Raw genomic sequence first — 23,049 nt, forward strand, 5'->3', positions numbered from 1 at the left:
CCTGCTTCGTCCACGCGAAGGTGAAGGCGATCTGCGGCCGCTCCAGCCGGTGCCGCGGTTTGACATCCACGACTACCGGGTCGCCGACCGTGAGCAGCAGATGTGCCGCCGCAGCTTGCCCTGTACCTCGGCCTTGAGCAGGAACGGCTGAGCGACGATGTGCCGGACCTCCGGATCGAAGTCCGCGAACAGCAGCCGCCCCAGCTCCAGCCGCGACTCGTAGATCACGTGGTCGCCTACCGTCGCCGACCAGTACGTCCCGGAGTAGTGCTTCTGGCCCTTGTACCAGCGGAACGTTCGCCACGGCTGCGCGTTCCGCAGGAGATCGAGTGAGACGGATGCCCACTCCAGATCCTCCTCCAGACACTGGTCAGCTCGCCGCACGCTCAGCTGCACCGGCCCGGCGATTCGCCCTGCTCATCGGACCCCCCAAGCCACACGTCCTTCAGGGCGGCTTGATCACCGCCGACGCTGCTGGAATGCCCCGGTCGTTCGCATTGATGACGACCGGGGCGATCCGATACACAGAGGGTGGAACTAGCGGGACTGGAGGCATGAATCCCGCTGCCGTGTCGTATCCGACATGGCGACGACATCACGGCGCGGAAAACGACATGGGAAATGGGACCCTACACGACCGGGGATCAGGTCTGAGCCATGTCCACGAAGCGGGAGTAGTGGCCCTGGAAGGCGACGGTGATCGTCGCCGTCGGGCCGTTACGGTGCTTGGCCACGATCAGGTCCGCCTCGCCCGCGCGGGGTGACTCCTTCTCGTACGCGTCCTCGCGGTGCAGCAGAATGACCATGTCGGCGTCCTGCTCGATGGAGCCTGATTCACGGAGGTCGGAGACCATCGGCTTCTTGTCGGTGCGCTGCTCGGGGCCACGGTTCAGCTGGGAGAGCGCGATCACCGGGAGCTCGAGCTCCTTGGCGAGCAGCTTGAGGTTACGGGACATGTCCGAGACCTCCTGCTGGCGGCTCTCGGCACGCTTGGAGCCGCCGGACTGCATCAGCTGCAGATAGTCGATGACGACCAGCTTCAGATCGTTCCGCTGCTTGAGCCGGCGGCACTTCGCACGGATCTCCATCATCGACAGGTTCGGGGAGTCGTCGATGTACAGCGGGGCCTGCGAGACATCGGGCATCCGGCGGGCGAGCCGGGTCCAGTCCTCGTCCGTCATCGTTCCGGAGCGCATGTGGTGCAGCGCCACGCGCGCCTCGGCGGACAGCAGACGCATCGCGATCTCGTTGCGGCCCATTTCGAGGGAGAAGATGACGCTCGGCAGGTTGTTCTTGATCGAGGCGGCGCGGGCGAAGTCCAGCGCCAGCGTCGACTTACCCATCGCGGGACGGGCCGCGATGACGATCATCTGGCCGGGATGCAGACCGTTGGTGAGCGAGTCGAAATCGGTGAACCCGGTGGGCACACCGGTCATCTCTCCGCTGCGTGAGCCGATCGCCTCGATCTCGTCGAGCGCGCCCTCCATGATGTCGCCGAGCGGCAGATAGTCCTCGCTGGTGCGCTGCTCGGTGACGGCATAGATCTCGGCCTGCGCGGAGTTCACGATCTCGTCGACGTCGCCGTCCGCCGCGTATCCCATCTGCGTGATGCGCGTACCGGCCTCCACGAGGCGGCGCAGCACGGCGCGCTCGTGAACGATCTCCGCGTAGTACGAGGCGTTCGCAGCCGTGGGGACCGACTGGACGAGCGTGTGCAGATACGAGGCACCGCCGACGCGGGTGATCTCGCCGCGCTTGGTCAGCTCGGCGGCCACCGTGATGGGGTCGGCGGGCTCGCCCTTGGCATAGAGATCGAGAATCGCCTGGAAGACGGTCTCGTGCGCGGGCCGGTAGAAGTCATGGCCCTTGATGATCTCGACGACATCGGCGATGGCGTCCTTCGACAGCAGCATGCCGCCGAGGACGGACTGCTCGGCGTCGAGGTCCTGCGGGGGCACCCGCTCGAAGCCGGGGGAGGAGTCGTCCCAGGGGCCGCTTTCCCTGCCGCGCTCGTGCTGCTCCTCGCGGCCACGGCCGCGGCCTTCCCCACGGCGGGGGCGGGAGACGGGCAGACGGTCACCCGGACCGATGTCGGCCCAGGGATCGTCCAGGGGCTCGGGAATGCTCACCGGCCACCTCCTCCCGTCCGCTCCGCGGACCTCTCCGTGGCACTCTTTTTACGACACGGCACTGACAAAACGAGAGGCCCGACTCCGCTTCACGGCACATCGGGCGCCGGTCCACGGTAGGGCCGTCGGCACCTTCAGCCAATCTGGTTATCCACAGGCCATGTGGACGACGGACCAGATGCTGTGGAGAACCCGGCGGAACCTGTGCACGGACCGGGGGACAGCACTGTGGACAAAGTCATAGACGACCTCCCGCACCTATCCTGACCTGCAACTTTTCCATCCACCGGCTGTGGGGGAGAAAAACTTTCCCGACCGGATCAAGATCAGAACAAACGGCGCACACCAGAAGCCCCGCCCCACCATCGGGTAAGGATCAGAGACGCTTTGCATCTCTTACCTGTGGAAGATTAGATTGAGCGCATGACACAGGCCCCCGCGGCACCCAGGACCAGCCGACGACGACACGATCGAGAGATCATCACGCTCGCCGTCCCCGCCTTCGGAGCCCTCGTGGCCGAGCCGCTCTTCGTGATGGTCGACAGCGCGATTGTCGGCCATCTTGGCACTCCACAGCTCGCTGGGCTGGGGGTCGCTGCCGCCCTGCTGATGACGGCCGTCAGCGTCTTCGTCTTTCTCGCCTATGCCACCACCGCCGCAGTCGCCCGCCGCGTGGGAGCCGGCGATCTGAGCGCCGCCATCCGCCAGGGCATGGACGGCATCTGGCTCGCCCTGCTGCTCGGCGTGGCAGTCGTCGCGGTCACCATGCCCACAGCGCCATGGCTGGTCGACATCTTCGGAACCTCCGATACGGCCGCCCCGTACGCCATCACCTATCTGCGCATCTCCAGCCTCGGCATCCCCGCGATGCTCATCGTCATGGCCGCCACCGGCGTACTGCGCGGCCTCCAGAACACCCGCACTCCCCTGTACGTCGCCATCGGCGGCTTCACCGCCAACGCTGCGCTCAACGCCGGGCTCGTCTATGGTCTCGGCCTCGGCATCGCAGGCTCCGCCTGGGGCACCGTCATCGCCCAGTGCGGTATGGCCGCCGCCTATCTCGTGGTGGTCGTCCGCGGAGCACGTCGCCACGGCGCCTCCCTGCGCCCGGACGCCGTGGGCATACGGGCCAGTGCTCAGGCAGGCGTCCCCCTGCTCGTTCGTACGCTCTCCCTGCGCGCCGTTCTGATGATCGCCACCGCCGTTGCTGCCCGCATGGGCGACACCGATATCGCCGCCCACCAGATCATCCTCGCTCTCTGGAGCTTGATGGCCTTCGCGTTGGACGCGATCGCCATCGCCGGCCAGGCGATCATCGGACGCTACCTGGGGGCGGACGATGCCGAGGGGGCGAGGGACGCCTGCCGCCGGATGGTTCAGTGGGGCATCGTCTCGGGCATCGTGCTCGGAGCTCTGATCGTGGTCGCCCGTCCGCTCTTCATTCCCCTGTTCACCGCCGACCCAGCGGTCCAGGACACGCTGCTTCCGGCCCTCCTGGTCGTGGCGCTCTCCCAGCCGGTCGCCGGTGTGGTCTTTGTTCTGGACGGCGTCCTGATGGGCGCCGGCGACGGGCCCTATCTGGCCGGCGCCATGCTGGCGACCCTCGTGGTGTTCGCTCCCGTCGCACTGCTCGTGCCCACCCTCGGTGGCGGGCTCACCGCCCTGTGGTGGGCGATGGCACTGATGATGACCGTCCGCATGGCGACCCTGTGGCTTCGCACCCGTTCCGGCCGTTGGATCGTCACAGGAGCGACCCGCTGACAAGCCGCTGTTTCACGTGAAACAGCGGCTTGGTCCTCCCTGCCCGTTTCACGTGAAACAGCGAGAGGGCCGCACCCGGCGGGGTGCGGCCCTCTCATACTGCTCTGCGAGCGCTCGCTCAGGCGGCGATGACCTCGACGCCGAGCTTCGCGGCGACCTCGGGGTGCAGACGCACGGACACCTGGTGCGAGCCCAGGGTCTTGATCGGCGAACCGAGCTCAACGCGGCGCTTGTCGACCTCCGGACCACCGGCGGACTTGATCGCCGAAGCGATGTCGCCCGGGGTGACGGAGCCGAAGAGGCGGCCGGCGTCGCCGGAGCGAACAGCCAGACGCACCTTCACGCCCTCGAGCTTGGCCTTGATCTCGTTGGCCTGCTCGATCGTCGCGATCTCGTGGATCTTGCGGGCACGGCGGATCTGCTCGACGTCCTTCTCGCCACCCTTGGTCCAGCGGATCGCGAAACCGCGCGGGACCAGGTAGTTGCGAGCGTAGCCGTCCTTGACGTCGACGACGTCGCCGGCAGCGCCGAGGCCGGACACCTCGTGAGTGAGGATGATCTTCATGTTTCGGTCACCCTCTCTTAGCGCGCGGTGGACGTGTAGGGCAGCAGCGCCATCTCACGGCTGTTCTTGACGGCCGTGGCGACGTCACGCTGGTGCTGCGTGCAGTTGCCGGTCACGCGACGGGCACGGATCTTGCCGCGGTCGGAAATGAACTTCCGCAGCATGTTCGTGTCCTTGTAGTCCACGTATACGGTCTTGTCCTTGCAGAATGCGCAGACCTTCTTCTTCGGCTTGCGCACAGGCGGCTTCGCCATGGTGTATCTCCTGTGTGATCAAGAAGTGGGGGTACGAGCTGCCCCTGAGAACGGATCCTTGTGGGACCTGTCCCTAGAAGGGGGGCTCGTCCGAGTAGCCGCCGCCGGAGCTTCCGCCCCAGCCGCCACCGCTGCCGCCGCTCTGCTGCTGCTGACCGCCGGCCGGCGCGCTGGTGGCCCAGGGGTCGTCGGCGGGAGCACCGCCGCCACCCTGCTGGGCACCACTGGGACCGCCGCCCCAGTTGCCGCCGCCCTGCTGGCCGCCGCCATAGCCGCCCTGGCCACCGCGACCCGTGGTCTTGGTGACCTTGGCCGTGGCGTTCTTGAGGCTGGGGCCGACTTCCTCGACGTCCAGCTCGTAGACCGTGCGCTTGACGCCCTCGCGGTCCTCATAGGACCGCTGCTTCAGCCGGCCCTGCACGACGACGCGCATGCCTCGCTGGAGCGACTCGGCGACGTTCTCCGCCGCCTGACGCCAGACCGAGCAGGTGAGGAAGAGGCTCTCGCCGTCCTTCCACTCATTGGTCTGACGATCGAAGGTGCGGGGGGTGGACGCGACACGGAACTTCGCGACCGCCGCACCGGACGGGGTGAAGCGCAGCTCGGGGTCGTCGACGAGATTGCCGACGACCGTGATGACGGTCTCGCCTGCCATGGGTGAACCTCTCGGCGGGGATTGCTTCTGGCTGCTTGCTGCTACTCGAACCCGATGACCTCTGAGCTAGGCGCTCAGTGGGTCTCGGGACGGAGGACCTTGGTCCGGAGGACCGACTCGTTCAGGTTCATCTGGCGGTCGAGCTCCTTGACGACCGCAGGCTCGGCCTGCAGGTCGATGACCGAGTAGATGCCCTCGGGCTTCTTCTTGATCTCGTAAGCGAGACGACGACGGCCCCAGGTGTCGACCTTCTCCACCTTTCCGTTGCCCTCACGGACGACGGAGAGGAAGTTCTCGATCAGCGGGGAGACAGCGCGCTCCTCGAGATCGGGGTCGAGGATGACCATCACCTCGTAGTGACGCATGTGGAACCCACCTCCTTTGGACTCAGCGGCCACGGTCGTTCCGTGGCAGGAGGGTCGTGATGCGTGAGCATCGATGTCTACGAGTAAATCAGGCGCCACTGACAATCGGCCTCGACGAGCGAGGATCCGACTGCTGGCCTGGGCAGACACCGGTGCAGACCGTACAGAGTACCCGCAGACCCGCTTCCGGTTGAAATCCGGCCTCCAGTGCCCCCACCCTGTACACATCGGGTGTGGGCGGCGTCACAGTGCGCCGCCTTCCGGGAATGCCAGGGAGGCTCTTCATGGCACAGACGCAACCCAACCCCACCGGCTCTCTCCTCGCCACGGACGGCAAGCCGCATCCGCTCCAGGACACTCTGATGGTCGTGACCCTGGTCCTGGGTGCGGTGGCCTTCGTGACGGCGCAGTTCGACAACCTCCATCTGCTCAGCTCCTGGTCCGGGCTGATCGGGATCGGCACGGGTGCATACGGCCAGTTCATCTCGGCCACGACCCGCGAACGCTTCCTTCTGATCATCGGGCTCGGCGCCTCGGCCTTCGGTTTCTTCCTCGGAATGGCGCACGGCGGACTCTTCGGTGGCCTGATCAGCTACTAGCCCGCTGTTCGACGGCCATGCGGGGCCAGGGGTCTGGGGCATCCCTCCAGAAGGTGGTGCCCAGGCCCAGTAGGCTTCGGCGCGAGAGCCGGAGCCCCTGACCCATGGGGACACACCAGCCGAGGAGCGCCCCGCATGAGCCTGACCCTGAGGACCATCAGCCGAGAGCAGCATCTGGCATACATCCAGACCCTGCCCGCGGCGAGTCACTGCCAGGTCCCGGCATGGGCGGACGTCAAGACCGAGTGGCGCTCCGAGAGCCTCGGCTGGTTCGACAAGAGCGGCGAGCTCGTCGGAGTCGGTCTCGTCCTGTACCGGCAGCTGCCCAAGATCAAGCGTTACCTGGCGTATCTGCCCGAGGGCCCGGTGATCAACTGGTACGCCCCGAACCTGGACGACTGGCTGCAGCCGATGCTGGCGCACCTGAAGCACCAGGGTGCCTTCTCCGTGAAGATGGGCCCGCCGGTCGTGATCCGCCGCTGGGACGCCCCGGCGATCAAGGCCGGTATCCAGGATCCGGACGTGAAGCGTCTGCGCGACGTCGAGGCCACCCACATCGAGCCGCGCGCCTTCGAGGTGGCGGACCGGCTGCGCAAGATGGGCTGGCAGCAGGGCGAGGACGGTGGCGCCGGCTTCGGTGACGTGCAGCCCCGGTACGTCTACCAGGTGCCTCTGGCCAACCGGTCGCTCGACGATGTCCTCAAGGGCTTCAACCAGCTGTGGCGGCGGAACATCAAGAAGGCCGAGAAGGCCGGCGTCGAGGTCGTCCAGGGCGGCTACGACGACCTCGCCGAGTGGCAGCGGCTGTACGAGATCACGGCCGAGCGCGACCGCTTCCGGCCCCGCCCGCTCTCGTACTTCCAGCGCATGTGGACGGTGCTGAACAGCGAGGACCCGAACCGCATGCGCCTGTACTTCGCGCGGCACAACGGGGTGAACCTGTCGGCGGCGACCATGCTCGTCGTCGGTGGCCACGTCTGGTACTCGTACGGCGCCTCCGACAACGTCGGACGCGAGGTCCGGCCCTCGAACGCGATGCAGTGGCGGATGCTGCGCGACGCCTACGCCATGGGCGCCACGGTCTACGACCTGCGCGGCATCAGCGACTCGCTCGACGAGACCGACCACCTCTTCGGCCTGATCCAGTTCAAGGTGGGCACCGGCGGCGAAGCCGTCGAGTACGTCGGCGAGTGGGACTTCCCGCTCAACAAGCTGCTGCACAAGGCTCTCGACATCTACATGTCGCGCCGCTGATCTTTCCGTAACCTCGCTCATATCTCTGATACACCGCTGCCACCAGAAAGGTTCCGGGTCACGGCCATGGCGCTCTCCCTCTACGTCGACACCGCACGCTGGCGGGCGCATCAGAAGTCCGTGCTCGACCAGTTCCCGGGCCTGGTCCCGGTCTGCAAGGGCAATGGCTACGGCTTCGGCCATGAGCGGCTCGCCGAGGAAACGATCCGTTTCGGCTCGGACATGCTCGCGGTCGGCACGACCTACGAAGCCGCCCGGATCAAGGACTGGTTCAGCGGCGACCTTCTTGTCCTCACCCCGTTCCGCAGGGGTGAGGAGCCGGTTCCGCTGCCGGACAGAGTCATCCGCTCGGTCTCGTCGGTCGACGGGGTGCACGCCCTGGTCGGCGCCCGGGTCGTGATCGAGTGCATGAGCTCCATGAAGCGGCACGGCATCTCCGAGCAGGACCTGGGCCAGTTGCACGCGGCGATCGAGGACGTGCGGCTCGAAGGCTTTGCCCTCCATCTGCCCCTTGACCGTACGGACGGCTCCGACGCGGTCGAGGAGGTCATCGGCTGGATGGACCGCCTGCGCGCCGCCCGGCTGCCCCTGCACACCATGTTTGTGAGCCATCTGCGGGCCGAGGAACTCGCCCGCTTGCAGCAGCAGTTCCCGCAGACCCGCTTCCGCGCGCGGATCGGCACGCGGCTGTGGCTCGGCGACCACGAGGCGACCGAGTACCGCGGCTCGGTCCTCGATGTCACCCGCGTCGCCAAGGGCGACCGCTTCGGCTACCGCCAGCAGAAGGCCGCCTCGGACGGCTGGCTGGTGGTCGTCGCCGGCGGTACCTCCCACGGAGTCGGTCTGGAGGCGCCGAAGGCTCTGCACGGCGTCATGCCGCGCGCCAAGGGCGTCGCCCGCGCGGGACTGGCCACCGTCAACCGCAACCTGTCCCCGTTCGTCTGGGCCGGCAAGCAGCGCTGGTTCGCCGAGCCGCCGCACATGCAGGTCTCGATCCTCTTCGTCCCCTCGGACTCGCAGGAGCCGAAGGTCGGCGACGAGCTGGTGGCGCACCTGCGCCACACGACGACGCAGTTCGACCGCCTGGTCGACCGCTAGGCCCCATCCGGGCCCCCCGGAGGGCCCGGAATCCCGCGGAAAGCCCGTACAGCCCCGCCAGGGCCGTTCCTGGGCCCGTCTAGTGGCCTGCTGAGCCGGTCATCCCCCACTCCACCCTCGGCCCCTCCACCGCGTGCGCCGCGTGCCGCGGTGGGCGGGCCGCCTGGCCGAGTACGAAGACGTCCTGCGCCCTGTCCAGGACCCCACCGGAGGGGTCGTCCGACCCGTCCTGTCGTACGGGGTCACGCTCCGGCATCAGGATGTCCCGGACGACCACCGCGCACAGGTAGAGCGTCCCCAGCAGATGCAGTGCGATCGCCAGCTGGTAGCCCTCCGGCGGCAGGCCCTGGTGCTTGTCCCCGCTCGTGGTGTACGCGAGGTACATCCAGATGCCCAGGAAGTACATGACCTCGCAGGCCTGCCAGATCAGGAAGTCCCTCCAGCGCGGCCTGGCGAGCGCGGCGAGGGGGATCAGCCACAGCACGTACTGCGGCGAGTAGACCTTGTTGGTGAGGATGAACGCCGCCACGACCAGGAACGCGAGCTGTGCGAACCGGGGCCGGCGCGGCGCGGTCAGGGCGAGCGCCGCGATGCCGGCGCACGAGAGGAGCATCAGCAGCGTCGCGTAGGTGTTGACCGTGTCGACGTCGATCGACTCGCCCGTGCGCTGCGTGATGATCAGCCAGAACGAACCGAAGTCGACCTGCCGCTCCTGGCTGAAGGTGTAGAACTTCTTCCATCCCTCGGGCGCCAGCAGCATCACCGGCAGGTTCACGATCAGCCAGGAGGCCGCCGCACCCAGGAAGGCCGCCCCGTACTCGCGGTACCTGCCCGCCCGCCAGCAGAGCACCAGCAGAGGTCCGAGCAGCAGCACCGGATACAGCTTGGCGGCCGTGGCAAGCCCGATGAGGATGCCGAAGGCGAGAGCGCGCCCACGCGACCACATCAGCATGGCCGCCGCTGTGAGGGCGATCGCCAGCAGATCCCAGTTGATCGTGGCGGTGAGGGCGAACGCGGGCGCGAGGGCCACCAGCAGCGCGTCCCAGGGCCTGCGGCGATGCGTCCGCGCGACACAGACGGCGATGATCGCGGTGCAGATCATCAGCATGCCCGCGTTGACCATCCAGTAGATCTGCTCACGGTGCTGGAGCGAGCCGTCGCCCGGTGTCAGCCAGGCCGCCACCTGCATGAACAGCCCAGTCAGCACGGGGTACTCGAGGTACTCCATGTCGCCGTTCAGCCGGTCGAAGTACGGCACCAGACCGTCCGCGAAGCCCCGTCCCAGGAACAGATGCGGAATGTCGGAATAGCAGGCGTGGGTGTACTGCGAACTGGTGCCACGGAACCAGGCCCAGTCGTAGCAGGGGATCTTCTGCACCATGCCGAGCGCGAACATCCCGATCGCCACCAGGGAGATCACCCTCACCGGCGTGAGCCAGCTGCTGCCGACCCACGCCCAGCGGCCCATGGGGCCGCCGATCAGCTCGCTGCCGGCCGCCGCGACCTCGTCCCGCTGCGTGGGACGCACCAGCGGCTGGTCCTGCTGCACGATCGTCTTCTCTGGGCTCGGCATGGACCACATCCTGCCGTACGCGGCTGTGGACGCGTGCGTCCTGTGGACAACGGCCTGTGGACAACGACGAGGGCCGCGGCGCCGGAATCGTTCCGGTACCGCGGCCCTCGTCACGCCCTCCCAGGGGGCGAGCCGTCAGCTGTCGGCGCCTCCCAGCCAGCCGCCGCCGTCGTTGCCGTTGCCTTGGGTGCCGTTGGCGCCCGCGGATGGTGACGGACTGTTGGTGGCACCGCCGTCCGTGGCTCCTCCGTCGGTGGTGCCCGCGTCGGTGCCGGAATTGGCGCCGCCGACGTCCTGGCCGGCCGTCGGGTCACAGGTCCAGTCGAACCGGTCGCAGGACTGGCTGGGGTCGGGCGACTGGGACGGGGTCTGCGACGGGGTCTGGGACGGCGTCTGGGACGGCGTCGGAGAGGGCGTGTCGGAGGGCGTGGGTGCCGGGGTGGGCAGACCGCCTCCGATGACCGCCTCGGCGTCCAGGGGCTCGGGCTCGGGGAACGGAACCGCTTCCTCACCCTTGAGTGCCGCCGTCATGTAGTCCTTGAAGATCTCCGACGGGAACGACGCACCGTGGATCTTTTCCTGACCACCCGTCCCGAACATCTCCAGGAACTTGCGGTCCTTGTTCCCCTCGTCGTCGTCCAAGCGGTACATGTCGATCGCGGTCGACAGCTGCGGCGTGTAGCCCACGAACCAGGCGGACTTGTTGCCGTCGGTGGTACCGGTCTTGCCCGCGACCTTGCGGCCGGGCAGCTTGGCGTTGCTGCCGGTGCCGTCCTCGACGACATCCACCAGCACGTCCGTCACATTGCTCGCGATGGCGGACGAGAAGGCCTGCTTCGTGGCGGCTTCGTGCTCATAGATGACCTCCCCCCCCTTCTCGACCTTGGTCACGGAGTAGGGATCGCTCTGCTTGCCTTCCGCGGCGAAGGTCCCGTACGCGCCCGCCATGCGGATGGCGCTGGGGTCGGAGATACCGAGCGAGAAGGACGGGACCTCGCCATCGACCAGGCTGTCCTTCAACAGGCCGGCCCTGATCGCCGTCGTCCGTACGTTCTCGATGCCGATGTCCATACCCAGTTGGGCGAAGGGCGAGTTGGCCGAGCGAACCATGGCGTCGCGCAGGGTGATGTCCTTGTACGACTCCCCACCGTCATTGGTCTGGAGCCACTGCTCACCCTTCTCGTTCTCCCAGGTGGTTCCGTCATAGTTCTTGATCTTGAGCTTGTTGGCGCCGTTGTACTTGCTCTTGTCGGGATCGACGCGGGTACGGCTGTCCGGCCCCTGGTCCGGGCCCAGTGACGGATCCCGGACACCGATCTCCATCGCGGCGGCCAGGACGAAGGGCTTGAAGGTCGATCCGACCTGGGCACCGGTCTGGTTCGCGTTGTTGGTGAAGTGCTTGGTCGCGTCCTCGCCGCCGTAGATGGCGACGATCTTCCCCGTCTTCGGCTCCACCGAGGCGCCGCCGAACTGGACGTGGGTGTCCTTCTCCGGGCGCTTCTTCGGGTCGATGTTCTCCTTGCGGACCTTCTTGACCGCGTCCTCGAGCTGCTTGACCTTGGCCTTGTTGAAGGTCGTGTGGATCTCGTAGCCGCCCTTGGCAAGCTCCTCCGCGGTGACGCCCCCGTCGTTGTTGGAGATGAAGTAGGCCTTGGCGAGGTCGACCAGGTAACCCGTCTGGCCGCCGAGCTGCGCGTCCTTCCTCGGCTTGAGGGGCATCGGGAACTTCTTGATGGCCTCCGCGTGCTCCGCAGCGTCGAGGTGGCCGTCCTTGAGCATCTCGCCGAGGATCCACTTCCAGCGCTTGGTGGCGCGCTCCGTGTTGTCCCTCGCGTTGGCCTTGGGGTCGATGTCCGCCGCACCGGCCGGGTCGTAGTACGTCGCACCCTTGAGGAGCGAGGCGAGGAACGCGCACTCACTCGCGGTGAGATTCTTGGCGTCCTTGCTGTAGTACGTACGGGCCGCGGCCTGGATCCCGTAGGCGCCCCGCCCGTAGTAGGAGGTGTTGAGGTAGCCCTCCATGATCTCGGGCTTCTCCATCTCCGTGCCGACCTTCATGGAGATGAACAGTTCCTTGAACTTACGGCTCAAGGTCTGGGACTGGTCGCCCAGCATGGCGTTCTTCACGTACTGCTGCGTGATGGTCGAGCCACCCTGGGTCTGCTCGCCCATGGCCATGTTGAAGAGGGCGCGGCCGATGCCCATCGGGTCGATGCCCTTGTCGTTCTGGAAGGTCTTGTTCTCGGCCGAGATCACCGCGTCCTGCATGTCGGCGGGGATGCTGTCGATCGAGATGATCTGACGGTTGACCTCACCACCGGTGGCGGCCAGCTGGGACCCGTCCTCGTAGTAGTAGACGTTGTTCTGCGCCGCGGCCGCCTTGTCCTGATCCGGGATGCCCACCATCGCGTACGCGATGGTCCCGGCGGTCATGAGACTGCCGAGGAAGGCGAGGCACAGCCCGGTCGCGAGTTTCCAGGACGGCACCCAGCGCCGCCACCCGTACTTGTCGTGCCGGGGATAGTCGATCAGGCGCTTCTTGCCGGGGCTGCCACCCCGGCCGCGGCCCGGACCTCCAGGTCCGCCGCCACCGCGCCGGCCACCACCATGGCCGCCGTGGCCGCCATGGCCCGCGCCGGCCCCTTCGGCGGCCCTTCTACGACCACCGCCACGCTGGGCGGCTCGCCGGGCCTCGGCCCGACCTCCATACGCTCGCTCCTCCCCGTACGCGGCGGAGGGGGAGCCGGTGCTTGCGCCCCGGGCGCCACGGCGGCCAGGCGAAGGCTGCTGGGCGGCGCGTCGGGCCGCGGCACGTCCGCCGCCCTCGGGCTGCGGCGGTTTGCGACGGTGCTCGCTCATCGAACGACTACTCCTCGGGCAGGCGCGAACGCCTGGAAGCGGCAGCTGAGATCCGGTCCCCCCGAAATGAATACGGACCAGCCCTGCGAAGGGCTCATCCGTGATGCATCCAGGACGAGGACGCTCCCTGGTGTCACACGGTTCCCGGTGGTCTGCATGCCGCACAGACTACGCATGGCCAAAAACCACCCAGGGGGCGAATTCACCCCAAATCAGGCAACTTGATTACTGCGAATTGGCGATGTGACGCCGGTCACTATGACTCCCCTTGTCGCGGCAGAAGTGTGGTTCTATCGTCTGGATGTATCGAGTCGATACATCAGCACGGCATAAGAGTCAGAGAAGGCAGAGGAGGCGACCGATGAGCCGACGTTCCGGCATCCTCGAGTTCGCCGTTCTCGGCCTGCTCCGTGAGGCCCCGATGCACGGCTACGAGCTGCGCAAGCGGCTCAATACCTCGTTGGGGATCTTCCGGGCCTTCAGTTACGGGACCCTCTACCCCTGCCTCAAGACGCTGGTCGCCAACGGCTGGTTGATCGAGGAGCCGGGCAGCGCTCCCGAGGACGCCCTTGCCGCCTCGCTCGCGGGGCGCCGGGCCAAGATCGTGTACCGGTTGACGGCGGAAGGTAAGGAGCACTTCGAGGAGCTCCTGTCCCACACCGGCCCCGACACCTGGGAGGACGAGCACTTCGCGGCCCGCTTCGCCTTCTTCGGACAGACGGAGCGCGAGGTGCGGATGCGGGTGCTGGAAGGCCGGCGCAGCCGGCTGGAGGAGCGTCTGGAGAAGATGCGCGCCTCCCTCGCCCGGACACGTGAGCGCCTCGACGACTACACGCTTGAGCTGCAGCGGCACGGAATGGAGTCCGTGGAGCGCGAAGTGCGCTGGCTGAACGAGCTCATCGAGAGCGAGCGGGCGGGGCGGGATCAGCGACGATCCTCCGCTCCCGGGGAAGCCGCTCGGCAGGACAACACATCTGGAGAGACGGGCGGCCTGCCCCGGCACCGGGGCGCAATGCCCCCCGAGGGGAGCGCTTCCGGGCGCCCCAATCCGCCGGATCCGTCCGAAGACACCACCAACTGAGGCCCCGCGTCCATGCAGGGTCTCGAGAACACACAGGGAGCAACCGGAATGGGTTCGGTTCGCGTAGCCATCGTCGGCGTGGGCAACTGCGCCGCCTCGCTGGTGCAGGGCGTCGAGTACTACAAGGACGCCGACCCGGCCGCCAAGGTGCCGGGTCTGATGCACGTCCAGTTCGGCGACTACCACGTCCGTGACGTCGAGTTCGTCGCCGCCTTCGATGTGGACGCGAAGAAGGTCGGCCTCGACCTCGCGGACGCCATCGGTGCCAGCGAGAACAACACCATCAAGATCTGCGACGTGCCGTCCACGGGCGTGAAGGTCCAGCGGGGCCACACCCTCGACGGTCTCGGCAAGTACTACCGCGAGACCATCGAGGAGTCCGCCGAGGCTCCGGTCGACATCGTCCAGATCCTCAAGGACAAGCAGGTCGACGTCCTCGTCTGCTACCTGCCGGTGGGCTCCGAGCACGCCGCGAAGTTCTACGCGCAGTGCGCCATCGACGCCAAGGTCGCCTTCGTCAACGCCCTTCCGGTGTTCATCGCCGGCACCAAGGAGTGGGCGGACAAGTTCACCGAGGCCGGTGTCCCGATCGTCGGTGACGACATCAAGTCGCAGGTCGGCGCCACCATCACGCACCGTGTGATGGCCAAGCTGTTCGAGGACCGGGGCGTCATCCTGGACCGTACGATGCAGCTGAACGTCGGCGGCAACATGGACTTCAAGAACATGCTCGAGCGCGAGCGCCTGGAGTCCAAGAAGATCTCCAAGACGCAGGCCGTCACCTCCCAGATCCCCGACCGGGAGCTCGGCGAGAAGAACGTCCACATCGGCCCGTCCGACTACGTGGCTTGGCTGGACGACCGCAAGTGGGCGTACGTCCGCCTGGAGGGCCGCGCCTTCGGTGACGTCCCGCTGAACCTGGAGTACAAGCTCGAGGTCTGGGACTCCCCGAACTCCGCGGGTGTCATCATCGACGCGCTGCGCGCCGCGAAGATCGCCAAGGACCGCGGCATCGGCGGCCCGATCCTCTCCGCGTCCTCGTACTTCATGAAGTCCCCGCCGGTCCAGTACTTCGACGACGCGGCCCGCGAGAGCGTCGAGAAGTTCATCAAGGGCGAGGTCGAGCGCTGACTCGGCACAGGGCAGCGCGTTCCGCGCGCTCCTGACTGATGAGGGTCCCCGTGGCATCTGCCCGGGGACCCTCATCGTGTGTGACGCTTGCGCACATGCCTGTCGTACGTGATCTGCGCGTACTCCTGCGCCTGACGAATTTCCGCCGGCTGCTCACCGTACGGCTGCTCTCACAGTCGGCGGACGGCGTGTACCAGGTCGCGCTCGCCACGTACGTCGTCTTCTCCCCGGAGAACCAGACCTCCCCCGGCGCGATCGCCTCCGCCATGGCGGTGCTGCTTCTGCCCTACTCCCTCGTCGGCCCTTTCGCCGGCGTCCTCCTGGACCGCTGGCGACGGCGCCAGGTCTTCCTCTACGGGAATCTGCTGCGGGCCGTTCTGGCGTGTAGCACCGCCGTGCTGATCCTCGGCTCGGCACCGGACTGGCTCTTCTACGCCTCCGCGTTGTGCGTCATGGCCGTCAATCGCTTCATCCTCGCGGGGCTCTCCGCCGCGCTTCCTCGCGTCGTCGACGATGAGCGGCTCGTCATGGCCAACTCCCTCTCCCCGACGGCGGGCACGCTCGCCGCCACGGCGGGAGGCGGACTCGCCTTCGCCGTACGACTGGCCGGCCCGGATTCGGATGCAGTGGTGGTCCTGCTGGGCGCCACGCTCTATCTGTGTGCCGCTCTGTCGTCGCTGAGCATGGGGCGGGAGCTGCTCGGCCCCGATCCGGAGCTGGTGCAGCCACGGCTGATCGCGGCGCTGACCTCGACGGCTCACGGCCTCGTGGATGGACTGCGCCATCTGACAGAACGACGCACCGCCGTCCAGGCGCTTGGCGCGATGACGGTGCTGCGCTTCTGCTACGGCGGGCTGACGGTGATGGTCCTGATGCTCTGTCGGTACGCCTGGTCGGATACGGAGGCGGAAGGCCTGAGGCTTCTCGGTCTGGCGGTGGGCGTATCCGGGGCCGGGTTCTTCGCCGCGGCCGTCGTCACTCCCTGGGCGGTCGGAAGGCTCGGCCAGTACGGCTGGATGGCCACCTGCGCCGGGGTGGCAGCCGTCCTCGAACCCGTCCTGGGGCTGACCTTCGCCGCGGTTCCGATCCTCATCGCCGCGTTCGTCCTGGGCTTCATCACACAGGGAGCCAAGATCACCACGGACACGGTCGTGCAGACATCCATTGACGACGCATTCCGAGGCCGGGTGTTCTCTCTGTACGACATGCTCTTCAACGTCGCCTTCGTCGGCGCTGCAGGTGTCACCGCACTGATCCTGCCCCCGGACGGACGCTCCGCTCCGTTGGTCCTCATGATCGCCGTGCTCTACGGGCTCACCGCTGCAGCACTTCTCCATTGGCGGCGCAGGGGAGTCAGCCCCTGACGGTGGCGGTGTTTCACGTGAAACATCGCCGCGCCACCGTCACCGCTCATGGAAACGGGGTCATGTTTCACGTGAAACATGACCCCGCTGCTCGATTCAGCCCTGAGCCGCCCACCACTCCTTGAGGGCAGAGACCGCGTCGTCGTGATCCATCGGTCCGTTCTCCAGACGCAGCTCCAGCAGGAACCCATACGCCTTGCCGACCACCGGACCAGGACCCACCCCCAGGACCTCCATGATCTGGTTTCCGTCCAGGTCCGGGCGGATCGAGTCCAGCTCTTCCTGTTCCTTGAGCTGGGCGATGCGTTCCTCAAGGCCGTCGTAGGCGCGCGACAAGGCACTCGCCTTCCGCTTGTTGCGGGTGGTGCAGTCCGAGCGAGTCAGCTTGTGCAGCCGCTCCAGCAGAGGGCCCGCGTCCCGCACATAGCGCCGCACGGCGGAATCGGTCCACTCGCCGGTGCCGTACCCATGGAAGCGCAGATGCAGTTCCACGAGCCGCCCGATGTCCTTGACCATGTCATTCGAGTACTTGAGCGCCGTCAGTCGCTTCTTGGTCATCTTGGCGCCCACCACCTCGTGATGATGGAACGAGACACGGCCATCCGTCTCGAAACGCCGCGTCCTCGGCTTGCCGATGTCATGGAGGAGTGCGGCGAGACGCAGTACGAGGTCCGGCCCGTTCTCCTCCAGATCAATGGCCTGCTCCAACACGGTCAGTGAGTGCTCGTACACATCCTTGTGCCGGTGATGCTCATCGCTCTCCAGGCGGAGCGCCGGCAGTTCGGGGACGAAGTGTGCGGCAAGACCGGTGTCGACGAGCAGGGCCAGTCCCTTCCGCGGATGCGGGGAGAGGATCAGCTTGTTGAACTCGTCACGGATCCGCTCCGCGGACACGATCTCGATCCGGTCGGCCATGTCCGTCATCGCGCCGATGACCTCAGGAGCCACCTCGAAGTCGAGCTGAGCGGCGAAACGCGCAGCCCGCAGCATGCGCAGCGGGTCGTCCGAGAACGAGTCCTCCGGCGTGCCGGGAGTACGCAGCACCCGTGCCGCAAGGTCCTCCAGGCCTCCGTGCGGGTCGATGAACTCCTTCTCCGGCAGCGCGACAGCCATCGCGTTCACGGTGAAGTCACGACGGACGAGGTCTTCCTCGATCGAGTCGCCGTAGGACACCTCGGGCTTGCGCGAGGTCCGGTCATAGGCCTCGGACCGGTACGTCGTGATCTCGATCTCAAAGCGCTGCACAGCGTCTCCGACGCGGCCGTCCTTCTGGCAGCCGACCGTGCCGAACGCGATCCCGACCTCCCACACGGAGTCGGCCCATGGCCGGACGATCTTCAGAACGTCCTCGGGGCGGGCATCGGTGGTGAAATCGAGATCATTACCGAGCCGGCCGAGCAGTGCGTCCCGTACCGAGCCCCCGACCAGCGCGAGGCTGAACCCGGCCTGCTGGAATCGGCGAGCGAGATCGTCGGCGACCGGGGACACGCGCAGCAGCTCGCTCACGGCGCGGCGCTGCACCTGGCTCAGTTCGGTGAGGTTGTCTTCGTTGGCGTTCGGCACAACAGAAAAGGGTACGTGGCCGCAGGGACCGGAGCTTCCCCGTTTCCCCCGGATCCTCGCCGCTCTTCCGATCATGTGGAGCAGTCCCCAGCACTTCGTCACAGCGGGCCTCGTTACCATGCGGGGACACACCTAGCGACACCCACCAACGGCAACAGACGACGAGGGACGGACGAGCGCGTGGCCGAGGCGGCACAATTTCAGGGGATGGGTCATTCTCCTGCCCGCCGGTGGCTGCGGCGCACAGCCGCCCTCCTTGCGGGAACGCCATTGCTCGCCGGTCTCCTCTTTGTACCGGCGGCACAGCCCGCGCATGCCGCGGCGGACGCCGACGGCTCCCGCACCGTTGACGTGTCGCTGAACGGCCTGTCGCCCAGCGCCCCTGTGAAAGACGACACGCTCACCATCTCGGGCACCGTGACGAACAAGGGCAAGGAAACCGTCACGGACGCAGATGTCGATCTACGGGTCGGGCCTCGGCTCTCGGGCCGCCCGGAGATCGACGAGGCCTCGAAGCGCACCGGCCATACGCCAGGGAGTGACCCCGAGGAGCTCGGCGACCCGTACAGCATCAAGATCGACCGGCTGGCGTCCGGCATCAGCACGGACTTCACCCTGACCGTCCCGGTCAACAAGCTCGATCTCGACAAGGCAGGCGTCTACCAGCTCGGGGTGTCCCTCTCCGGGGAGACCGCGAGCAAGCCGTACGACCAGGTACTCGGCATCGAGCGCACGTTCCTGCCGTGGCAGCCGGAAGCGGCCGGCAAGAAGACCCAGCTCACCTTCCTCTGGCCGCTGATCTCCACGACGCATCTGTCCGCGGAGACCGGCTCGGACGAGCAGCAGACCCCGGTCTTCGAGGACGACGCCCTCGCCGCGGAGCTGGCACCGGGCGGTCGGCTGGAGCAGCTCGTCTCCCTCGGCAGTCAGCTACCCGTGACCTGGGTCATCGACCCGGACCTGCTCGCCACGGTCGACGCGATGAGCCGGAACTACCGGATCAGGAACGACCAGGGCGGCACGACACCGGGCCGGAACCAGGCCGTGGCCAAGAAGTGGCTGAGCTCTCTCGAGCAGGCCGTCCAGGACCGTAAGGTCGTCGCCCTGCCGTTCGCGGACCCCGATCTGGCCTCGCTCGCACACCGCGGCAAGGACGTCTCCGGGTCCCTCAGCCATCTGCAGCCCGCTACGGCGGTGGCCGAGACGACGGTCGAGACCATCCTTCATGTGACGCCGTCCATCGACTTCGCCTGGCCCGTGGACGGCGCCATCGACCCGTCGATCGTCGATGTGGCGACCTCCGCCGGCGCTCACAAGATCATCGCCCGTAGCGACAGTCTCCGGGAGACCGGATCCGTCTCGTACACGCCGTCCGCGGCGCGCCCGATCGGCGGCGGTACGACGGCTGTCGTCGCGGACGACCGGCTCTCCACGGCCTTCTACGGGGACATGAGCAAGGCGGGCACCTCGACACTCGCGGTCCAGAAGTTCCTGGCCCAGTCGCTGGCCCTCACGCTTCAGGCACCGGACGCGCAGCGCAGCATCGTGGTCGCTCCCCAGCGGATGCCGACGGCGGGCCAGGCCCAGTCGATGGCGAAGGCACTGGACGGGCTCTCCGGCCAGCGCTGGACCCAGCCGCTGGACCTGATCGCGGCCGCGTCGGCCAAGCCCGACCCCGACGCCACGACCCGGGTGCCGGCCTCCTCCCAGTACCCGAAGAAGCTCAAGGCCCGCGAGCTGCCCGTGAGGACCTTCGAGGACATCAAGTCCACGCAGGAGACCCTCGACAACTTCAAGGTCATCCTCACGTCCCCGGACCGGGTCGTGACGCCGTTCGGCAATGCGATCAACCGGGAGATGTCCACGTCCTGGCGCGGCAAGGCGGCCCCGGCCGCCCGGTACCGCGACGGTGTGCACAGTTATCTGGAGGGCCTCACCACGGAAGTGCGGCTGATCCAGAAGTCGGCCCTGACCCTGTCGGGCCGCAGCGCCACGATCCCGGTCACGGTGCAGAACAAGCTGGTCCAGGAGGTCGACAATCTCGTCCTCCGGCTGAAGTCCTCGAATCCCACTCGCCTCAAGCTGGACGACGGCAATGTGATCGCGGAACAGCCGATCAAGATCGGCGGTGGTCACAGCCAGTCGGTGAAGTTCTCGGCCGCGGCCAATGCCAACGGTCCGGTCCAGGTGACGGCGCAGCTCTACACGGAGGACGGCAAGCTGTACGGCGACCCGATGACCTTCACGGTCAAGGCTTCCGAGATCACCCCGACCGTGATGCTTGTCATTGCCGGGGGCGTACTGCTGCTCGTCCTCGCAGGCATCAGGATGTATACCCAGCGCAAGCGCGCGGCGGCCCGCCTGGCGGCCGCGGGCGATGAAGCGGCTGATGAGAGCGACGACGGTCTGGTGCACGATGCTCCGGAGCAGCCGAGTGACCCGACACCGGACACCGGACCGGAAAGCGCCGAGCCGTCGGGTGCTGGTGAGAAAGTGGACCGTTGAGCGATGTCGTGGCCGGCCGGCCGGACGATGAGGTGGGGTAACCATGAACGCGCCGTACGACGGTGACCGAGGGCAGGGCGCGGACGACACCGCGCCCTCCCCGGGCGCTCCGTACCCCTCGCACCGCCCACAGCAGACGGAGCCACCGGCCGCCGGTCAGGTGCCGGCTCCCCTGCCCGAGGCTGCCGCTGACCCGTACATGCAGGACGCCTTCGACCACGATCCCTACCGGTCGCAGGACCTCTCTGCGCAGGATCCGGTGTCGGAGGCGCTCTACGACCGTGCCGCGCATCCTCCGCCGCCGCCGGGCAGCTACCAGCGGCCACAGCCGCTCTATCAGCAGCCGCCCGTCCAACAGCACGCCCCGGACCCCCGGATCTGGGCCCAGACCCCGCCTCCCGAGCCGGACGGTCCTTCGCGGCGTCTGCCGTACGGGGACGACGCCGGGACGGTGCAGTTCACCGGCGTCGACGACCTGATGACCAGGGCAGGCGACGACAATCCGGAGCCGGACGCGTTCGCCCACCTCTACCGGGACCAGCAGGCCCCGGGTCGGCCCGTGACGGGGTCCGCGCCGGAGCCCGAGCCGGAGTCGGCACGCGTACCCGCACCGACGCCCGCACCCGCGCCTGCGAGTGCGCCGCCCAAGAAGGCGGGCGGCCGGGCTTCGGGACTGCTGAAGTCCAGCGCCATAATGGCCGCCGGAACCCTGGTGTCGCGTCTCACCGGCTTCGTCCGCAGCCTGGTGATCACCGGTGCGCTCGGCGCCGCCCTGCTCGGTGACGCCTACACCATCGCCCTCACCCTGCCGACGATGATCTACATCCTCACGGTGGGCGGCGGTCTGAACTCGGTCTTCGTACCGCAGCTCGTCCGCGCCATGAAGAACGACGAGGACGGCGGCGAGGCCTATGCCAACCGGCTGCTGACCCTCGTCATGGTCGCGCTCGGCGCGATCGTCGTCCTCGCCGTCTTCGGGGCACCACTGCTGATCGAGGCGATGTCACCGACGATCGCCAACAACGCGTCGGCGAACAACGTCGCCGTCACCTTCGCCCGCTACTGCCTTCCCACGATCTTCTTCATGGGCGTGCATGTGGTCATGGGCCAGATCCTCAACGCCCGCGGCAAGTTCGGCGCGATGATGTGGACCCCGGTCCTCAACAACATCGTCATCATCTTCACCTTCGGGCTGTTCATCTGGGTCTACGGCACCTCCGCAGAATCCCAGATGACCGTGCGGACCATCCCGCCGGAGGGCGTGCGGCTGCTGGCCATCGGTACGTTGCTGGGCCTGGTCGTCCAGGCCCTGGCGATGATCCCCTACCTCCGCGAGACGGGCTTCCGCTTCCGCCCCCGTTTCGACTGGAAGGGCCAGGGGCTCGGCAAGACCGTCAAGCTCGCCAAGTGGACCGTGCTGTTCGTACTGGCCAACCAGGCCGGCGTGATCGTGGTCACCCAGCTCTCGACCGCCGCAGGTGAGGCATCGGGCAAGGACGGGGCCGGCTTCCTCGCGTACACCAACGCCCAGCTCATCTGGGGCATGCCGCAGGCCATCATCACGGTGTCGGTCATGGCCGCTCTGCTGCCGCGTATCTCCCGCGCCGCACACGACGACGACCCCGGAGCGGTCCGCGACGACATCTCCCAGGGACTTCGCAACTCGGCGGTCGCGATCGTCCCGGTCGCGTTCACCTTCCTGGCGCTGGGCGTGCCGATGTGCACCCTGCTGTACGCGTCCGCCGGTACCGAGGCGGCCCGGTCCATGGGCTTCATCCTCATGGCGTTCGGCCTCGGCCTGATCCCCTACTCGGTGCAGTACGTCGTCCTCCGTGGCTTCTACGCCTACGAGGACACGCGTACGCCGTTCTACAACACGGTCATCGTGGCCGCCGTGAATGCCGCCGCCTCGGCCGCCTGCTACGTCCTCCTGCCGCCCCGGTGGGCAGTGGTGGGCATGGCCGCCTCGTACGGTCTCGCCTATGCCGTCGGCGTCGGTGTCGCCTGGCGCAGGCTGCGGAACCGGCTGGGCGGGGACCTCGACGGCTCCCACGTGATCCGCACCTACGCCCGGCTGTGCCTCGCGTCCGTCCCGGCGGCCGTGGCGGGTGGTGCGGTGGGCTACTTCTTGCTGAAAACCCTCGGCGAGGACGCACTCGGTTCGCTCGTCGCGCTTCTGGCGGGCGGGGTGGTACTGCTCGGAGTCTTCTTCGTCGCGGCGAGGAAGATGAGAATCGAGGAACTCAACGCCCTGGTCGGCATGGTGCGCGGCCGGCTCGGACGCTAGAGACCG

The 23,049-nt window shown here is 67.5% G+C and carries 19 protein-coding genes; 9 read left to right on the forward strand and 10 right to left on the reverse strand.

All coding sequences use genetic code 11. From position 1 onward, the window contains the following. Positions 1–72: 72 nt before the first annotated feature. Together OG766_RS17615 and dnaB are read right to left on the reverse strand one after the other, a co-directional pair. Entirely contained in the window at positions 73–384 is a 312-nt protein-coding gene (locus OG766_RS17615) for a TnsA-like heteromeric transposase endonuclease subunit (RefSeq protein ID WP_328725739.1), read from the reverse strand. A 260-nt stretch (positions 385–644) separates the two neighbouring features. Next, positions 645–2,129 (reverse strand): replicative DNA helicase, encoded by a 1,485-nt coding sequence (gene dnaB, locus OG766_RS17620; RefSeq protein ID WP_266380245.1) that lies wholly within the window; start codon positions 2,127–2,129, stop codon positions 645–647. Between the two features lie 423 nt (positions 2,130–2,552). On the opposite strand from dnaB, the gene OG766_RS17625 reads away from it, so the two are divergent. Next, the gene (locus OG766_RS17625) at positions 2,553–3,890 is read left to right on the forward strand and encodes an MATE family efflux transporter (RefSeq protein WP_328725740.1); all 1,338 of its coding nucleotides are present in this window, start codon (positions 2,553–2,555) and stop codon (positions 3,888–3,890) included. Positions 3,891–4,008: 118 nt separating this feature from the next. On the opposite strand, the gene rplI is transcribed toward OG766_RS17625, so the two are convergent. From rplI to rpsF, 4 genes are all read right to left on the reverse strand, one after another. Further along, entirely contained in the window at positions 4,009–4,455 is a 447-nt protein-coding gene (gene rplI, locus OG766_RS17630) for a 50S ribosomal protein L9 (protein WP_266380249.1), read from the reverse strand. Positions 4,456–4,472: 17 nt separating this feature from the next. Then, positions 4,473–4,709: a 30S ribosomal protein S18 gene (gene rpsR, locus OG766_RS17635; RefSeq protein WP_003956534.1), complete on the reverse strand. Its 237-nt coding sequence runs from the start codon at positions 4,707–4,709 to the stop codon at positions 4,473–4,475. Between the two features lie 73 nt (positions 4,710–4,782). Beyond that, positions 4,783–5,364: a single-stranded DNA-binding protein gene (locus tag OG766_RS17640; protein ID WP_266380252.1), complete on the reverse strand. Its 582-nt coding sequence runs from the start codon at positions 5,362–5,364 to the stop codon at positions 4,783–4,785. 74 nt (positions 5,365–5,438) lie between these two features. After that, on the reverse strand, positions 5,439–5,729 hold the full coding sequence (rpsF, locus tag OG766_RS17645) for a 30S ribosomal protein S6 (protein ID WP_004950685.1): 291 nt from the start codon (positions 5,727–5,729) through the stop codon (positions 5,439–5,441). A gap of 284 nt (positions 5,730–6,013) precedes the next feature. Here rpsF and OG766_RS17650 point away from each other — a divergent pair, with 284 nt between their 5' ends. The 3 genes from OG766_RS17650 to OG766_RS17660 all read left to right on the forward strand — a co-directional run bounded on the left by OG766_RS17650 (position 6,014) and on the right by OG766_RS17660 (position 8,680). Then, complete coding sequence (locus OG766_RS17650) at positions 6,014–6,328, forward strand: hypothetical protein (protein WP_266380254.1); 315 nt, start codon at positions 6,014–6,016, stop codon at positions 6,326–6,328. Positions 6,329–6,463: 135 nt separating this feature from the next. Next, positions 6,464–7,582 carry a lipid II:glycine glycyltransferase FemX gene (locus tag OG766_RS17655; RefSeq protein ID WP_266380256.1) on the forward strand — a complete coding sequence of 373 codons (1,119 nt, stop codon included), beginning with the start codon at positions 6,464–6,466 and terminating at the stop codon, positions 7,580–7,582. Positions 7,583–7,648: 66 nt separating this feature from the next. After that, positions 7,649–8,680 (forward strand): alanine racemase, encoded by a 1,032-nt coding sequence (locus OG766_RS17660; protein WP_266380258.1) that lies wholly within the window; start codon positions 7,649–7,651, stop codon positions 8,678–8,680. A gap of 79 nt (positions 8,681–8,759) precedes the next feature. On the opposite strand, the gene OG766_RS17665 is transcribed toward OG766_RS17660, so the two are convergent. The 3 genes from OG766_RS17665 to OG766_RS17675 form a co-directional block, all read right to left on the reverse strand. After that, entirely contained in the window at positions 8,760–10,253 is a 1,494-nt protein-coding gene (locus OG766_RS17665; protein ID WP_266380261.1) for a glycosyltransferase family 87 protein, read from the reverse strand. A 135-nt stretch (positions 10,254–10,388) separates the two neighbouring features. Continuing rightward, a complete protein-coding gene (locus OG766_RS17670; RefSeq protein WP_328727491.1) occupies positions 10,389–12,785 on the reverse strand; it encodes a transglycosylase domain-containing protein in 2,397 nt (798 codons plus the stop codon). Next, entirely contained in the window at positions 12,782–12,961 is a 180-nt protein-coding gene (locus OG766_RS17675; RefSeq protein WP_328727586.1) for a hypothetical protein, read from the reverse strand. Before OG766_RS17675 ends, OG766_RS17670 begins: the two co-directional genes overlap by 4 nt. Positions 12,962–13,473: 512 nt before the next feature. On the opposite strand from OG766_RS17675, the gene OG766_RS17680 reads away from it, so the two are divergent. The 3 genes from OG766_RS17680 to OG766_RS17690 all read left to right on the forward strand — a co-directional run bounded on the left by OG766_RS17680 (position 13,474) and on the right by OG766_RS17690 (position 16,688). After that, positions 13,474–14,193 (forward strand): PadR family transcriptional regulator, encoded by a 720-nt coding sequence (locus tag OG766_RS17680; protein ID WP_266380268.1) that lies wholly within the window; start codon positions 13,474–13,476, stop codon positions 14,191–14,193. A 48-nt stretch (positions 14,194–14,241) separates the two neighbouring features. After that, positions 14,242–15,324 carry an inositol-3-phosphate synthase gene (locus OG766_RS17685; protein ID WP_266380271.1) on the forward strand — a complete coding sequence of 361 codons (1,083 nt, stop codon included), beginning with the start codon at positions 14,242–14,244 and terminating at the stop codon, positions 15,322–15,324. Between the two features lie 95 nt (positions 15,325–15,419). Beyond that, positions 15,420–16,688 (forward strand): MFS transporter, encoded by a 1,269-nt coding sequence (locus OG766_RS17690; RefSeq protein ID WP_266380273.1) that lies wholly within the window; start codon positions 15,420–15,422, stop codon positions 16,686–16,688. A gap of 96 nt (positions 16,689–16,784) precedes the next feature. On the opposite strand, the gene OG766_RS17695 is transcribed toward OG766_RS17690, so the two are convergent. After that, the gene (locus OG766_RS17695) at positions 16,785–18,251 is read right to left on the reverse strand and encodes a CCA tRNA nucleotidyltransferase (protein WP_328725741.1); all 1,467 of its coding nucleotides are present in this window, start codon (positions 18,249–18,251) and stop codon (positions 16,785–16,787) included. A gap of 180 nt (positions 18,252–18,431) precedes the next feature. Here OG766_RS17695 and OG766_RS17700 point away from each other — a divergent pair, with 180 nt between their 5' ends. After that, positions 18,432–20,756 carry a DUF6049 family protein gene (locus OG766_RS17700; protein WP_328725742.1) on the forward strand — a complete coding sequence of 775 codons (2,325 nt, stop codon included), beginning with the start codon at positions 18,432–18,434 and terminating at the stop codon, positions 20,754–20,756. Between the two features lie 43 nt (positions 20,757–20,799). Beyond that, positions 20,800–23,043, forward strand: a complete 2,244-nt coding sequence (murJ, locus tag OG766_RS17705) for a murein biosynthesis integral membrane protein MurJ (protein WP_266380281.1) — start codon at positions 20,800–20,802, stop codon at positions 23,041–23,043. Positions 23,044–23,049: the final 6 nt, after the last annotated feature.

Source organism: Streptomyces sp. NBC_00259, from assembly GCF_036181745.1.
Lineage (GTDB): Bacteria > Actinomycetota > Actinomycetes > Streptomycetales > Streptomycetaceae > Streptomyces > Streptomyces pratisoli.

What these genes read in the sequence shown, in the direction of transcription:
- OG766_RS17685 (WP_266380271.1), top strand. Translation starts at nt 14,242, where the DNA reads ATGGGTTCGGTTCGCGTAGCCATCGTCGGCGTGGGCAACTGCGCCGCC.
- OG766_RS17680 (WP_266380268.1), top strand. Translation starts at nt 13,474, where the DNA reads ATGAGCCGACGTTCCGGCATCCTCGAGTTCGCCGTTCTCGGCCTGCTC.
- OG766_RS17655 (WP_266380256.1), top strand. Translation starts at nt 6,464, where the DNA reads ATGAGCCTGACCCTGAGGACCATCAGCCGAGAGCAGCATCTGGCATAC.
- OG766_RS17665 (WP_266380261.1), bottom strand. Translation starts at nt 10,253, where the DNA reads ATGCCGAGCCCAGAGAAGACGATCGTGCAGCAGGACCAGCCGCTGGTG.
- murJ (WP_266380281.1), top strand. Translation starts at nt 20,800, where the DNA reads ATGAACGCGCCGTACGACGGTGACCGAGGGCAGGGCGCGGACGACACC.
- OG766_RS17660 (WP_266380258.1), top strand. Translation starts at nt 7,649, where the DNA reads ATGGCGCTCTCCCTCTACGTCGACACCGCACGCTGGCGGGCGCATCAG.
- rpsR (WP_003956534.1), bottom strand. Translation starts at nt 4,709, where the DNA reads ATGGCGAAGCCGCCTGTGCGCAAGCCGAAGAAGAAGGTCTGCGCATTC.
- rplI (WP_266380249.1), bottom strand. Translation starts at nt 4,455, where the DNA reads ATGAAGATCATCCTCACTCACGAGGTGTCCGGCCTCGGCGCTGCCGGC.
- OG766_RS17625 (WP_328725740.1), top strand. Translation starts at nt 2,553, where the DNA reads ATGACACAGGCCCCCGCGGCACCCAGGACCAGCCGACGACGACACGAT.
- rpsF (WP_004950685.1), bottom strand. Translation starts at nt 5,729, where the DNA reads ATGCGTCACTACGAGGTGATGGTCATCCTCGACCCCGATCTCGAGGAG.
- OG766_RS17690 (WP_266380273.1), top strand. Translation starts at nt 15,420, where the DNA reads ATGCCTGTCGTACGTGATCTGCGCGTACTCCTGCGCCTGACGAATTTC.
- OG766_RS17650 (WP_266380254.1), top strand. Translation starts at nt 6,014, where the DNA reads ATGGCACAGACGCAACCCAACCCCACCGGCTCTCTCCTCGCCACGGAC.
- OG766_RS17675 (WP_328727586.1), bottom strand. Translation starts at nt 12,961, where the DNA reads ATGGAGGTCGGGCCGAGGCCCGGCGAGCCGCCCAGCGTGGCGGTGGTC.
- OG766_RS17640 (WP_266380252.1), bottom strand. Translation starts at nt 5,364, where the DNA reads ATGGCAGGCGAGACCGTCATCACGGTCGTCGGCAATCTCGTCGACGAC.